The 12,465-nt window shown below is 72.7% G+C and carries 13 protein-coding genes; 6 read left to right on the forward strand and 7 right to left on the reverse strand.

Annotated elements, in window-relative coordinates; translation table 11 throughout:
* The first annotated feature begins 76 nt into the window (after nt 1–76).
* Complete coding sequence (locus tag PV410_RS28655) at nt 77–1,102, forward strand: SGNH/GDSL hydrolase family protein (RefSeq protein WP_500328703.1); 1,026 nt, start codon at nt 77–79, stop codon at nt 1,100–1,102.
* 774 nt (nt 1,103–1,876) lie between these two features.
* Here PV410_RS28655 and PV410_RS28660 read toward each other — a convergent pair.
* On the reverse strand, nt 1,877–2,293 hold the full coding sequence (locus tag PV410_RS28660) for a VOC family protein (protein WP_500328654.1): 417 nt from the start codon (nt 2,291–2,293) through the stop codon (nt 1,877–1,879).
* Nucleotides 2,294–2,303: 10 nt separating this feature from the next.
* The gene (locus PV410_RS28665) at nt 2,304–2,723 is read right to left on the reverse strand and encodes a helix-turn-helix domain-containing protein (RefSeq protein ID WP_500328704.1); all 420 of its coding nucleotides are present in this window, start codon (nt 2,721–2,723) and stop codon (nt 2,304–2,306) included.
* 174 nt (nt 2,724–2,897) lie between these two features.
* Here PV410_RS28665 and PV410_RS28670 point away from each other — a divergent pair, with 174 nt between their 5' ends.
* Together PV410_RS28670 and PV410_RS28675 are read left to right on the forward strand one after the other, a co-directional pair.
* Nucleotides 2,898–4,118, forward strand: a complete 1,221-nt coding sequence (locus PV410_RS28670) for an acetyl-CoA C-acetyltransferase (protein ID WP_500328655.1) — start codon at nt 2,898–2,900, stop codon at nt 4,116–4,118.
* Nucleotides 4,119–4,369: 251 nt separating this feature from the next.
* Complete coding sequence (locus tag PV410_RS28675; protein WP_500328656.1) at nt 4,370–5,182, forward strand: hypothetical protein; 813 nt, start codon at nt 4,370–4,372, stop codon at nt 5,180–5,182.
* A gap of 15 nt (nt 5,183–5,197) precedes the next feature.
* Here the strand turns inward: PV410_RS28675 and PV410_RS28680 are convergent, their stop codons facing one another.
* Nucleotides 5,198–5,521 carry a hypothetical protein gene (locus PV410_RS28680; protein WP_500328657.1) on the reverse strand — a complete coding sequence of 108 codons (324 nt, stop codon included), beginning with the start codon at nt 5,519–5,521 and terminating at the stop codon, nt 5,198–5,200.
* 106 nt (nt 5,522–5,627) lie between these two features.
* Here PV410_RS28680 and PV410_RS28685 point away from each other — a divergent pair, with 106 nt between their 5' ends.
* Nucleotides 5,628–5,858, forward strand: coding sequence for a DUF4287 domain-containing protein (locus PV410_RS28685; RefSeq protein WP_319161564.1), 231 nt, complete (start codon nt 5,628–5,630; stop codon nt 5,856–5,858).
* An 85-nt stretch (nt 5,859–5,943) separates the two neighbouring features.
* Here the strand turns inward: PV410_RS28685 and PV410_RS28690 are convergent, their stop codons facing one another.
* The 4 genes from PV410_RS28690 to PV410_RS28705 all read right to left on the reverse strand — a co-directional run bounded on the left by PV410_RS28690 (nt 5,944) and on the right by PV410_RS28705 (nt 10,502).
* On the reverse strand, nt 5,944–6,807 hold the full coding sequence (locus tag PV410_RS28690) for a Bax inhibitor-1/YccA family protein (RefSeq protein ID WP_500328658.1): 864 nt from the start codon (nt 6,805–6,807) through the stop codon (nt 5,944–5,946).
* Nucleotides 6,808–6,974: 167 nt separating this feature from the next.
* Nucleotides 6,975–8,270: an alkaline phosphatase gene (locus tag PV410_RS28695; RefSeq protein WP_500328659.1), complete on the reverse strand. Its 1,296-nt coding sequence runs from the start codon at nt 8,268–8,270 to the stop codon at nt 6,975–6,977.
* 271 nt (nt 8,271–8,541) lie between these two features.
* Nucleotides 8,542–10,053, reverse strand: a complete 1,512-nt coding sequence (locus PV410_RS28700; protein ID WP_500328660.1) for a metallophosphoesterase family protein — start codon at nt 10,051–10,053, stop codon at nt 8,542–8,544.
* A gap of 53 nt (nt 10,054–10,106) precedes the next feature.
* The gene (locus PV410_RS28705; RefSeq protein ID WP_500328661.1) at nt 10,107–10,502 is read right to left on the reverse strand and encodes a VOC family protein; all 396 of its coding nucleotides are present in this window, start codon (nt 10,500–10,502) and stop codon (nt 10,107–10,109) included.
* A 116-nt stretch (nt 10,503–10,618) separates the two neighbouring features.
* On the opposite strand from PV410_RS28705, the gene PV410_RS28710 reads away from it, so the two are divergent.
* Entirely contained in the window at nt 10,619–11,551 is a 933-nt protein-coding gene (locus PV410_RS28710) for a LysR family transcriptional regulator (RefSeq protein ID WP_500328662.1), read from the forward strand.
* 31 nt (nt 11,552–11,582) lie between these two features.
* Nucleotides 11,583–12,449 carry an AraC family transcriptional regulator gene (locus tag PV410_RS28715; RefSeq protein ID WP_500328663.1) on the forward strand — a complete coding sequence of 289 codons (867 nt, stop codon included), beginning with the start codon at nt 11,583–11,585 and terminating at the stop codon, nt 12,447–12,449.
* Nucleotides 12,450–12,465 lie beyond the last annotated feature (16 nt).

Raw genomic sequence — 12,465 nt, forward strand, 5'->3', positions numbered from 1 at the left:
CAACAAATCGTTGTACGGGTCGGGCCACGAGGGTCCGCACACCCGGCGCGGGAGGTGGACGTTGTCCAGGGCAAGGGTGGCGCGGCGGATCGCGACGGCCGCCGCGTACGGAGGTGGCGGCATCGGGCTGCTGGGCGGCGCCGCGGTCGGCCTGGTGCTGACCGAGGCCGCGCTCGCCCGCAGGACCGTGGGCGGCTCCGACGCCGTCCCGCCCCGCGCGGACGGCGTCTACGGCGCCGCCTTCGCGCTGAGCACCGACGAGCGGCCGATCGTGCTGGCCCTCGTGGGCGACTCCACGGCGGCGGGGCAGGGGGTGCACCGGGCGAGCCAGACCCCCGGCGCATTGCTGGCCTCCGGGGTGGCGGCGGTGGCGGAACGGCCGGTACGGCTGGTCAACGTGGCCAATCCCGGCGCACAGTCCGACGACCTGGCCCGCCAGGTCGATCTTCTGCTGGGGCCCGCTCTCGGTACCGCGCCCGATCTGTGCGTGATCATGATCGGGGCGAACGACGTGACCCGGCGGATGCCGCTGGCCGTCTCGGTGCGGATGCTGTCCGACGCGGTGCGGCGGCTGCGCGAGGCCGGCTGCGAGGTGATCGTCGGGACCTGCCCCGACCTGGGCACGATCGAGCCAGTCTACCAGCCGCTGCGCTGGATCGCGCGGCGGCTGAGCCGTCAGCTCGCGGCCGCGCAGACCATCGCGGTGGTCGGCCTCGGCGGCCGCACCGTGTCACTGGGCGACCTGCTCGGGCCCGAGTTCGAGTCCCGCCCCCGCGAGATGTTCGGCCCGGACAACTACCACCCGTCGGCCGAGGGTTACGCGACCGCGGCCATGGCGATGCTGCCGACGCTGTGCTCCGCGGTCGGGCTGTGGCCCGAGGAGGACGAGCGCCCCGACGCCCGGCGCGGCGAGGGCTTCCTCCCGGTGGCCCAGGCCGCCGCGGAAGCCGCGGGCGAGGCCGGCACCGAGGTCACCGCGGCCGCCGGCACGGTCTCCGGCCCCCGCGGCCGCTGGGCCCTCCTCAAGCGCCGCCGCCGTCGCCGCCTCCCCGACGCGACGGAACCCGCCGCCACGGCGGCGGCCGAGGCCGCCCAGAACTAGCGCCTCCGGCAGGTTGCGGGCCCTCCGGGCGGCGGTACCCGCCGCCGCCCGCGGGTCCGCTGCGCCTGCGGCGGGGGGCTGTCTCCCACCCACCCGCCCGAACTCCGGACCACCAGGCCCCGTCGCGGACCGCCGCCGTCCGCAGAAGGCGCAGGGGCCACCCCCGCGCGGTGCGGCCCTTCGGGCGGCGGTACGCGCCGCACGGCAACCCGCCACCGCCGTCCGCGGGACCGCTGCGCCTGCGGCGGGGGGCTGTCTCCCACCCACCCGCCCGAACTCCGGACCACCAGGCCCCGTCGCGGACCGCCGCCGTGGCTGCGGAAGCCACAGGGGCCACCCCCGCGCGGTGCGGCCCTTCCGGCGGCGGTACGCGCCACACGGCAACCCGCCACCGCCGTCCGCGGGACCGCTGCGCCTGCGGCGGGGGGCTGTCTCCCACCCACCGCCCGAACTCCGGACCACCAGGCCCCGCCGCGGACCGCCGCCGTGGCTGCGGAAGGCGCAGGGGCCGCCCCCGCGCGGTGCGGCCCTTCGGGCGGCGGGACGCGCCGCACGGCAACCCGCCACCGCCGTCCGCGGGTCCGCTGCGCCTGCGGCGGGAGCTGTCTCCCATCCACCCGCGAGGGCACCCGTCGCGGATGCCGCCCACCGCTTGCCGCAGGGGGTCGACCCCCGCGCGGTGCGGCCCCCGGGGCGGCGTTGCGCGCCGCACGGCAACCCCGCGCCTTCACCCGCCGCCGTCCGCCCCAACGGCCATGACGCCCGGAACCGGCGTCAGCCGGCCTTGCGCTGGTTGAAGCGGAGCAGGTTGCCGGAGGGGTCGCGGAAGGCGCAGTCACGGACGCCGTAGGGCTGGTCCATGGGCTCCTGGAGCACCTCGCCGCCCGCGTCGCGGATGCGCTCGAAGGTGGCGTCGACGTCACCGGTGGCGAAGATGACCCCGCGCAGCATGCCCTTGGCCAGCAGCTCGCTCATGGCCTGCTTGTCCGCGTCGGAGGCGCCCGGGTCCGCCAGGGGCGGTTCGAGCACGATCTCCACGCCCGGCTGGTCGGGCGAGCCGACCGTCACCCAGCGCATGCCCTCGAAGCCGACGTCGTTGCGGACCTCCAGTCCGAGGACGTCGCGGTAGAAGGGCAGCGCCTTGTCGTGGTCGTCGACGGCGATGAAGCACTGTGACAGCGTGATGTCCATGCGGACCACGCTAGGCCCGCGGCGCGGTCTTCGCTTCCTTGTTCCTGACCGGCCTGGTGTACCGCTTCGCGATGCACGCCGGGATCGGCGCGCCCGGCCCGTGGTCGCGCGCGCGGTAGGCGCTCGGGGTCTCGCCCACGAGTTCGGTGAAGCGCGAGCTGAAGGAGCCGAGCGAGGTGCAGCCGACCGCGAAGCAGACCTCCGTGACCGTGAGGTCGCCGCGCCGCAGCAGGGCCTTGGCGCGCTCGATCCGGCGCGTCATGAGGTAGCTGTACGGGGACTCGCCGAACGCGGCCCGGAAACTGCGCGAGAAGTGGCCGGGGGACATCAGCGCCGCGCGGGCCAGTGCGGGGACGTCGAGGGGCTCCGCGTAGTCACGGTCCATCGCGTCACGGGCGCGCCGCAGCCGTACCAGGTCGTCCGGATTCACCACGTCAGCATCGCACGGGGGGCGCGTTCGCCACGAGGATGCGCCATCATGGACTAAGCAAGCGCTCAGAAAGAGGTCCGCGTCACAGCCCCCAGGCCGTGACTCCCTCCGCTACGTACAGGTAACTTCCCAGAGAGTCCCAGCCGTACCCCGCCGCCTCGTCGAGGAGTCGCGATGCCCGAAGCCGTGATCGTCTCTGCCGCCCGCTCCCCCATCGGCCGGGCCGTCAAGGGGTCCCTGAAGGACCTGCGCCCCGACGACCTGACCGCCACGATCATCCAGGCGGCCCTCGCCAAGGTGCCGCAGCTCGACCCGCACGAGATCGACGACCTGATGCTGGGCTGCGGCCTGCCCGGCGGCGAGCAGGGTCACAACCTGGGCCGGATCGTGGCCGTGCAGATGGGCATGGACCACCTCCCGGGCTGCACGGTCACGCGTTATTGCTCCTCGTCGCTGCAGACGACCCGGATGGCGCTGCACGCCATCAAGGCGGGCGAGGGCGACGTCTTCATCTCCGCCGGCGTCGAGACCGTGTCCCGCTTCGTCAACGGCAGCTCCGACGGCATGCCCGGCACCCACAACCCGCTCTTCGCCGAGGCCGAGGCCCGCACCGCGGCCCGCGCCGCGCAGGGCGGCGGGGAATGGCACGATCCGCGCGAGGACGGGCTGGTCCCTGACGCGTACATCGCGATGGGCCAGACCGCCGAGAACCTGGCGGCCCTCAAGGGCGTCACCCGCGCCGACCAGGACGAGTTCGGCGTCCGCTCGCAGAACCTGGCCGAAGAGGCCATCAAGAACGGCTTCTGGGAGCGCGAGATCACCCCGGTGACGCTGCCCGACGGCACGGTCGTCGCCAAGGACGACGGCCCGCGCGCCGGGGTCACCCTGGAGGCCGTGCAGGGTCTGAAGCCGGTCTTCCGCCCCGACGGCACCGTGACCGCCGGCAACTGCTGCCCGCTGAACGACGGCGCCGCGGCGCTGGTCGTCATGAGCGACACCAAGGCGCGCGAGCTCGGCATCACCCCGCTCGCCCGGGTGGTCTCCACCGGCGTCTCCGGCCTCTCCCCCGAGATCATGGGCCACGGCCCGGTCGAGGCGTCCCGCCAGGCACTGAAGCGTGCCGGGCTGACCATCGACGACATCGACCTGGTCGAGATCAACGAGGCCTTCGCGGCGCAGGTCATCCCCTCCTACCGGGACCTGGGCGTCGACATCGACCGGCTCAACGTCAACGGCGGCGCGATCGCCGTCGGTCACCCCTTCGGCATGACGGGCGCCCGCATCACCACCACGCTGATCAACTCGCTCCAGTGGCACGACAAGCAGTTCGGCCTGGAGACCATGTGCGTCGGCGGCGGCCAGGGCATGGCCATGGTCATCGAGCGCCTGTCGTAACGGGCCCCGCCGGCCCTTCCCGAACCCTCGGACGAACGTTCGAGACACAAGTCGCAATCGAACCGCCCCCTGGATGTGACCTAATCCCGGGGGCGGTCGTTTAGGCAGGTCAGAGGCGTGCCACTGGTACGGGGCGAGACTTTGGACCCTCCCATTTCGTGACGTTCCGCACTGCAGAGGCCATGGATTCCGGTGCAGAGTGGTGGTGTACAGGGGGCCAGGCTCGGGAAAGCACAGTCGGGAGTACGCCAGTGAGCGCCATGTTCCTCGTCCTGCTGGCGGGCGCGGCAACCGCCGTGGCCGCCGGCTCCGCCGCGCTGTTCGCCACACGCGGCGTACGTCGTGACGTCGCGGCCCTGCGCGCGGACCTGGCCGAGGCCCGTGCCGGGCGGGCGGCCGGGGTTCCCGCCGCACGCACCACTCCGGACGCCGAGGCCATCCGCACCGCCGTCGCCGACGCGCTCGCCGACGAGCGGGAGCGCGAACTGGCCGAGGCACGTGCCTTCTGGGCCGCTCAGGAAGCCCCCCTCGGCTACGGGACGGGCGAGTCCGGCGAGGCCCTCGTGGACCCGCAGCTCGACGCCCAGCTCTTCGGCGGCCAGGGGGCCGGCCCGGTTCCGGGCGCCGCCGGCACCGACTACGAGGTGCTGCCGTACGGCCCGTTCCTGCCCCGCCAGGCCGACCTCGCGGGCCTGGAGCCCGGTGGCCCGGCGCCCTTCCGGCACCCCTCCGACCCCGACTTCGGCGTCCCGGCACCGGTCGTGGCCAACCAGGAGCAGACCGCCGAGCGCCTGTCCGAACTCGCGGACCTGCGGATGCCGCTCGCCGACGTCCGTCCCGGCCCGCTCGGCACGCTCGACGTGTACGTCTTCGCCGACGGCACCACGCTCTGCATGACCCCGGGCGACCGGGACACCGCCGACCGCCTCTGCGACGCCCTGGACCAGGGCGAGTCCCCGATACTGCTGGGCGGCTCCGCCGTCGCGGGCGGCTACGCGCTGACCTTCACCTACGGCGAGGAGTCCGTCTACGTGCTCGCCGACCGGGTGGTCGCCTCGCTGTAGCCCGTCCTGCCCGTCCTACAGACCGCACCGCGCGGCCGTGTCCCCGATCCGGGACACGGCCGCGTCGCGTACGTGCGCCAGTTCCGGATGCGGTTCCAGGGCGGCGGCCAGGTCGTGGGCGGCCACGGAGATCTGGTCGCCGATCACGAAGACCCCCTCGTCCGGCACCGGCACCGGTTCCCGCCCGGGGAACTCGATCCGCTGTGCCAGGGCGGCCAGTTCACGGGCGAGTTCCAGGCCCGCCCGGGCCACCTCGCCACGGAGCCGGCTCTGCGGCAGGGAGCGGTAACGCGCCGCCAGGAGTCCGGCGGCGTCGCGGAGCGTCGTACAGTCCAGCACGGCGCGAGCCTACCGGTGCGTACACACAACCGAGTGCGTTGCACTGTTGCCAACGGTCGACGGCTCAGGCACGGTGGGGTGACCGGAACGCATACCGGAGGCGCCGATGTCACAGACCTTCTCGGAAGAGACCCACCGGAACCTGCTCTCCCACATCCCCCACTGCACCGGCCGCGAGATCGGCGAATGGCTTCGCACGGTCGACGACGGGCCCGCTTTCCTCCGCTTCGAGGAGAAAGTCAGCTGGCTCCGCAGCGAGCACGACCTGTCCTACGGACACGCCAAGGCCATCGTCCACGAATACGACCTGAGGCGGGCCGCGCGGAGGTTCGGCTGACGCGCCTCCCCTCCCGCACATGCGAACGGGCCCCGAAAGGCATTGCCTCCGGGGCCCGTTGAATGTCCCTCGCGGGTCAGCGCACTCAGTCGTCGCCGCGCAGGATCGCGATCAGCCGCAGCATCTCCAGGTAGATCCAGACCAGGGAGAGCGTGAGCCCGAAGGCCGCCAGCCAGGACTCCTGGCGCGGAGCGCCGTACTGGATGCCGTCCTCGATCTGCTTGAAGTCCAGCGACAGGAAGAACGCGCCCAGCGCGATCCCGATGATGCCGACCACGATGCCGAGCCCACCGCTGCGCAGGCCGAGGCCGTCACCGCCGCCGATCATCGCGGCGATCAGGTTGACGAACGTCAGGATGACGAAGCCGATGGCGATCGCCATGCCGATGCGGGCGTAGCGGGCGGTGACCCGGATGAGGCGGGTGCGGTACGCCACCAGCATGCCGACGAAGACCGCCATGGTCCCCAGCACGGCCTGCAGCGGGATGCCCGGCCACATGAAGTTGAGGATCTTGCTCCAGATGCCGAGGAAGACACCCTCGAAGACCGCGTAGCCGAGGATCAGCGCGGGCGAGGCCTCACGCTTGAACGACTGGATCAGGCCCAGGACCAGGGCCACGAGCGAGGCGCCGATCGCCAGGCCGTAGCTCTTCTCCGAGACCGGCAGCACGAACCACGCCACGAGCGCGCCGAGCACCACGGTGCCCAGGGTCATGGCGGTGCGCATGACGACGTCGTCCATCGTCATCCGGCCGGTCTGCACGGGGGCGCCCGGCGGGGCCTGGTACGTGGTGTCGTAGGGGTTGCTGCCCGCGTACGGGTTCGTGCCCGCGTAGGGGTTGCCGCCCGTCTGGGGGACGCCCTGCGTCTGCGGCTGACCGCCGAAGCCCGCGTAGCCCTCCCCGCGGGAGAACCCACGCCGCGAGAAGACCGGGTTGCTGCTCCTCATCTGTCACTCCTCCATGGCCGCGCGATACGGCTCCGCACCAAGAGTAATGGTATGGCAAAGCGGGTCGCCTACGCCTCAAGGAGGATCTTTTGCGGCCCGCTCACCATGCCTGCCACCACGCCTTTCCCCGTCCCCGCGGCGCCACACCGCCGGAAGTGGATCCTCGCTCAGCGACGCGTCGCCAGGATCTCGCTCAGCACGTCGTGCACGTAGGTGTTGGCGTGCTTGCCGGTGAAGCGGTTCGCGAGCGGGCCGGCCGCGGTGACGGGGACGTCCACACCGGTGTGACCGGAGGTGGTCCAGTCGATGTAGAACGACTTGTCGCTGCCGCGGATGCTGAACGGACCGTCCTCGGCGGAGATGCCGTCGCCGGACTCGTCGGCGGAGTCGGCCTCCTCCACGGCCAGGCCGCCGGTCTCGTGGTCACCGGTGACGACCAGCAGGGTGTCGGGGTGGGTGGCCACGTAGGCGCGGGCCACCGCGACGGCCTTCTCCAGCTCCTGCATGGACTGCAGGACGCGGGTGCCGTTGTTGGAGTGCGCGAACTCGTCCACGCCCTCCTCCTCGACCATGAGGAAGAAGCCCTTCTTGTTCTTGTCCAGCGTGCTGAGGGCCTTGCTGGTCATGGTGGACAGGCCGACCACCGGGTTGTACACGTCGCCCTGGCCCTCGGGACGCTGCTGGAACATCTCCTCGTTGGCGAAGAGACCGAGGAGCTTGCCGCCCTTGGCGCGGCTGAGCTGGTCCGCGCTGGAGACGTAGGAATAGCCGGCCTTCTTGGCCTTCGTGATCAGGTCACCCTTGGTGCCCTTGCTCGCCTCGGACGTGTCCTCGGCGGGCTTGTCCTGGAAGGCGCCGGGGCTGCCCGCGGGCAGCCACCAGTCCTCGCCACCGCCCAGGATGACGTCGGGCTTGCTGACCTCGATGTACTGGCGCGCGATCTCGTCCTGCGCCGACCGGTTGGCCGTGCTGGAGAAGAAGGCGGCCGGCGACGCGTCGGTGACCTGCGCTGTCGTGACCAGGCCGGTGGCCTTGCCGGCGGCCTTGGCCTGCTGGCCCAGGGTGGCCAGCGGGTTGCCGTCCACGTCGACGCTGATCGCGCCGTTGTAGGTCTTCTCACCGGTCGCCCACGCGGTCGCGGCCGCGGCGGAGTCGGTGACGACGGCCTTCGGGTCGTCCGGCTCGGTGGTCAGCTGACCCGAGTAGGGGAGCTTGTCCATCGCGAGCTGACCGTTCAGACCGGTCAGGTGCAGGCGCGCGGCCTGCCGGGCGGCGGCACCCATGCCGTCGCCGTTGATGAAGATGACGTTCTTCGCAGCCGGGGCCTTGCCCTTGCTTGCGGTCTGCGGGGCCGTGGCCGACGCACCCAGCGTCGGGCTGACCACCATGGTCACGACCGCGGCGGCGGCCGCAGCCGCCACGGGCGCGGCGTACCGCCGGGCCCTGCGTACACCCTCGGACACAACGACCTCCGTTGCTCACTGCTTGCCATTGCTTGGCTGTGAACTTAGGAGCCTTAGGGGGAAGGTTGACTAAGCGCAGATGTCCAGAACGCGACGGAACCTTCAGGTGACGGTAAAAGCCTAGGCCCGGACTTGTCCGTACAGGTGGTCGCGGCAGCCTCACGCGCGGGCCGCCCCGCACGGCCGCATCCGGCGCGTTCGTGCAGATCACCGCCGTCGCAGGGCATCGTGATGCGCGCAGCGGGGAGGGCCGGGGGAACGGGCGCGCCGTTCACATACCGTTCGTCCACGGCAAGGGGACGGTGAAGTCGTCCTCGACCGGCGGGTCCAGTTCGTGCGCCAGCAGGCCGGTGGCGGCGAAGCACCGCACGCGGACGGCGGCCGGGCTGACGTCCAGCCGCAGGAAGCTCTTGAAGAACGGCGGGCTGTACGTCGCCGAGCCCGGGGAGAGCAGACGGGTGAGCACCCGGCGGACGGGCAGGCGCAGCCGGCGCCTGCGGTCCGGCCGGGGCGGAGCACCCAGGACGCCGGCGACGAAGCGGGTCCGCCAGGTCACGCGGGCGCCGGTGGCCCGGGTGGCCGGGATGCCGAGACGCCGGGCGAGGACCGCGGACGCCTCGTCCGGGGTCAGGTCGAACAGGCGGCGCAGGTGGAGCCGGCGGCCGTAGAGCCGGCTGTAGAAGGCGAGGGAGTCGCCGCGCATCGGGTAGCAGCGGAAGCGGTCCTCGGTGACGCCGCCGACCTCCACCCGGGGGATCGTGTGGGTGGCGTGCATGAAGGCGCCCCCGCCGCCGGAGACGACGTATTCGATCCTCCGGCCGTCCACGTCCACCGGGTAGCGCTGGTAGTTGTGGATGTCCCCGCCGATCACGGCGACGAAGTTGTGCTCCGGGTCGCGGACGACCTCGTCGACCGTGCCGCCGCCCTCGATGGCGCAGGGGTGGTGCTCGCCGTCCACGTAGATCGGGGAACCGGTGACGAGGATCTTGGGGCGGGGCCCCAGGGAGACCTGGCGCAGCCACTCGCCCTGCTCCCTGTCGATGTCGCCGAGCAGCCCGGTGTCGATGCCTATGATCCGTATCGGCCCCGAGTCGATCGCCCAGTACGGGCCGGGCTGGGAGGCCGCCTGCGAGGGCGCTGAGCGCATCCGGCGGGCCTCGTCGAGCCGGGCGTCGTCCGGCACGTCGGGCTTCGCCCACAGCAGGCTGCGCCACCAGGCCCGGGTCAACCGGCGGGGGCGCGGCGCGGGCGGCAGGGCGGGGGCGCGGCAGAACACCCGCATGAAGCCGTTGAGCCCGTCGTACCAGTCGTGGTTCCCGGGGATGGCGTAGACGGGGGCGTCGTAGTCCCGGTAGGGCCGGAAGAACTTCGTGTCGTACTCGTTGGCGCTGCCGACGGGGTAGAGGACGTCGCTGCAGATCACGGCGTAGCGCGTGCCGGCGCCCGCCTTGAGCATCCCGGGGACGACGGCGTACTGCGGGTCGTCGCCCTCGCCGGTGTCGCCGAGGAGGAGGAAGGAGAAGGTGTCGGGGTCGTCCCGCTCGATCACCAGGTCCGCACCGGACGCCCCTCGCTCCAGTTGGCCGTTCACCCAGCGCTGCCGGTCCCGGCCGGTCGGGTCGCCGAACAGCGAGGCGAGCGGGCCGTTGCGGGCCTTCCACAGGGTCACCGGGTCCAGCCACGACAGGTTGACCACCCGGGCCGGCATCAACTCCCGGTAGGCGCCGGGCTGCTGGCTCTCCCAGCCGGCGCCGGACAGGGATTCACGCGAGGAGTCGGACACGGGCGCACTGTAGCAACCGGGCCGGGCGCCGAAGGCGGCGCCCGGAACTGCGCTCAGTCCTGCGCGTCCTGTGGGTACCAGCGCAGTTCGACCGTGTTGCCGTCCGGGTCCTCGACGTAGGTCGACAGGGCGGAGCCGCGCGCGCCGAACCGCCGCACGTTGGCCTCCAGCACCGTGAACACCCCGGACGCGACGACCTCTTCCCAGTCCAGCGGTTCGACGGTGAGGCAGATGTGGTCGACGTTGGACTCGCCGCGGGGCCCGGCGACCAGGTCGATGATGGTCTCCCGGGTGACCCGCACCGACGGGAACGGGGCCTTCCCCGCGCGCCATTCGTCGACGCGCACCGGTTCCAGGCCGAGCGGTCCGGTGTAGAAGGCCAGGGACCGCTCGACGTCGGCGACGTTGAGGACCAGGTGGTCGAAGGCCTTCACGCGCAGCACGGTCATGTCTCCTCCAGGGGTGGTGTGCCGTGGACGTCCTCCACGATCCGCCGGGGGGCCGCCGTCATCAAGGCATGATCGCCGTACGATCGTTGAGCGGAACTCAACGCCGAGGGGGAAGCGTGCTGGAGCGGGTGGAGATCGAGGCCTTCCTCACCCTCGCCGAGGAGCTGCACTTCGGCCGGACCGCCGAGCGCCTGGGCGTCACCACCGGGCGGGTCAGCCAGGTGGTGGGCAAGCTGGAACGCACCATCGGCTGCCCGCTCTTCGAACGGAACAGCCGCAGCGTCCGGATCACCCCGGTCGGCAGGCGGCTCGCGGACGATCTGCTCCCCCTCGTCGCCGGGCTGGAGGAAGCGCTGCGCAGGGCCGCCGACGCCGGCCGCGGCATCACCGGCGCGCTGCGCGTGGCCTTCCTCGGCGAGGGCACGGCGCCCACGCTGCTGAGGGTGGTCCGCCTGTTCTCCGAGCGCCACCCCGACTGCCGGGTGGACGTGCGCGAGGTCCAGCTGGCCACCTCCCGGGCGAGCCTGCTGGACGGTTCCGTCGACGTGCTCCTCGCCTCCTTCCCCTTCGACGGGATGGTCCGCGGACCGGTGCTGCTCAGGGAGCGCCGGGTGCTCGCGGTGGCCGCGGGGCACCCGGCGGCCGGCCGGGAGTCGGTGTCGCTCGAGGTGCTCGCGGACCACCCCGTGGTGCAGTACCCGGAGGTGACCTCGGTGGCGTTCAAGCGGGACCGCACCCCGGAGCGCACCCCGTCGGGCCGTACGGTCCCGAAGGGGCCGGCCGGCGGGTCGTTCTCCGAGATGCTCACCCTGGTGGCGCTGGGCCGGGGCGTCCTCCCCGTCGGGGAGCACGCCCGCCGCTACTACCCCCGGCCGGACCTCGCCTACGTCCCCCTCCACGACGCACCGCCCATCGAGCGCGGCCTGGTGTGGCGGCACGGCAACACCACGGCCCGGGTCCGCGCGTTCGCCCGTGCGGCGGCGGACGTCGCGGCCACCCGACCCGACCGGGCACGGGATGTCGGGTCCGGCGGGGTGCCCGACGCCTAGCGTGGGTCGTGGAAGAGGAAGGGGAACGGGAGTGCTGGAACGTCTCAACCAGGCCCTGGAGCACGTCGAGCGCCATCTCGACGGGCAGGTCGACGTGGCCGCGCTGGCACGCGTCGCGGGCACCTCGGAGTACCACCTGCGCCGGATGTTCTCCGCGCTCGCGGGCATGCCGCTCTCGGAGTACGTACGGCGCCGCCGGCTGACCGTCGCCGGCGCGGAGGTGCTCGCGGGGCCCGCGACGCTGCTGGAGGTCGCGGTGCGCTACGGGTACGGATCGGGCGAGGCCTTCGCCCGGGCGTTCCGCGCCGTGCACGGGGTCGGGCCGGGCGAGGCCCGGCGCACCGGCGCCGCGCTGGTCTCCCAGCCCCGGTTGGCCTTCCGCCTCACCGTCGAAGGGAGCAGCAGCATGCGTTACCGCGTCGTGGACAGGCCGGACTTCAGGGTCGTCGGCCTCAAGGCCCGGGTCCCCCTGGTGCACTCGGGGCCGAACCAGGCGATCGTCGATTTCGTCCGCGGGATCGACCCGCGGCTCGTGGCACGTCTGGAGGAGCTGTCGGACCAGGAACCGCGAGGGGTCGTCGCGGTCTGCGACGAACTGGACCCGAGCCGCGCCGAAGGCACCTTTCTCGACTACCACCAGGGGGTGATCACGTCGGCGGCCGCGCCCGACGGCACCACGGTCCTCCCCGTGCCTGCGGGCACCTGGGCGGTCTTCACCACCTCAGGGCCGGCGCCGCAGGCCATCCAGGAGCTGTGGCGGGACGTGTTCACCCAGTGGTTCCCCTCCAACCCGTACCGCAGCCGCCCCGGCCCCGAGATCCTGCGCGCCCGTCCGTCCGCGGACGGGACCGAGGCGGAGGCCGAACTGTGGCTCCCGGTGGAACGGGAACAGGGCTGAGAACGTGGCGGTGGTG

Origin of the sequence: Streptomyces sp. PA03-5A, from assembly GCF_033792725.1 — a bacterium.
Taxonomy (GTDB): domain Bacteria; phylum Actinomycetota; class Actinomycetes; order Streptomycetales; family Streptomycetaceae; genus Actinacidiphila.

Coding starts and splice junctions, on each gene's coding strand:
- PV410_RS28660 (WP_500328654.1), bottom strand. CDS start 2,293: ATGGACATCACGCTGTCACAGTGCTTCATCGCCGTCGACGACCACGAC.
- PV410_RS28670 (WP_500328655.1), top strand. CDS start 2,898: ATGCCCGAAGCCGTGATCGTCTCTGCCGCCCGCTCCCCCATCGGCCGG.
- PV410_RS28685 (WP_319161564.1), top strand. CDS start 5,628: ATGTCACAGACCTTCTCGGAAGAGACCCACCGGAACCTGCTCTCCCAC.
- PV410_RS28690 (WP_500328658.1), bottom strand. CDS start 6,807: ATGAGGAGCAGCAACCCGGTCTTCTCGCGGCGTGGGTTCTCCCGCGGG.
- PV410_RS28705 (WP_500328661.1), bottom strand. CDS start 10,502: ATGACCGTGCTGCGCGTGAAGGCCTTCGACCACCTGGTCCTCAACGTC.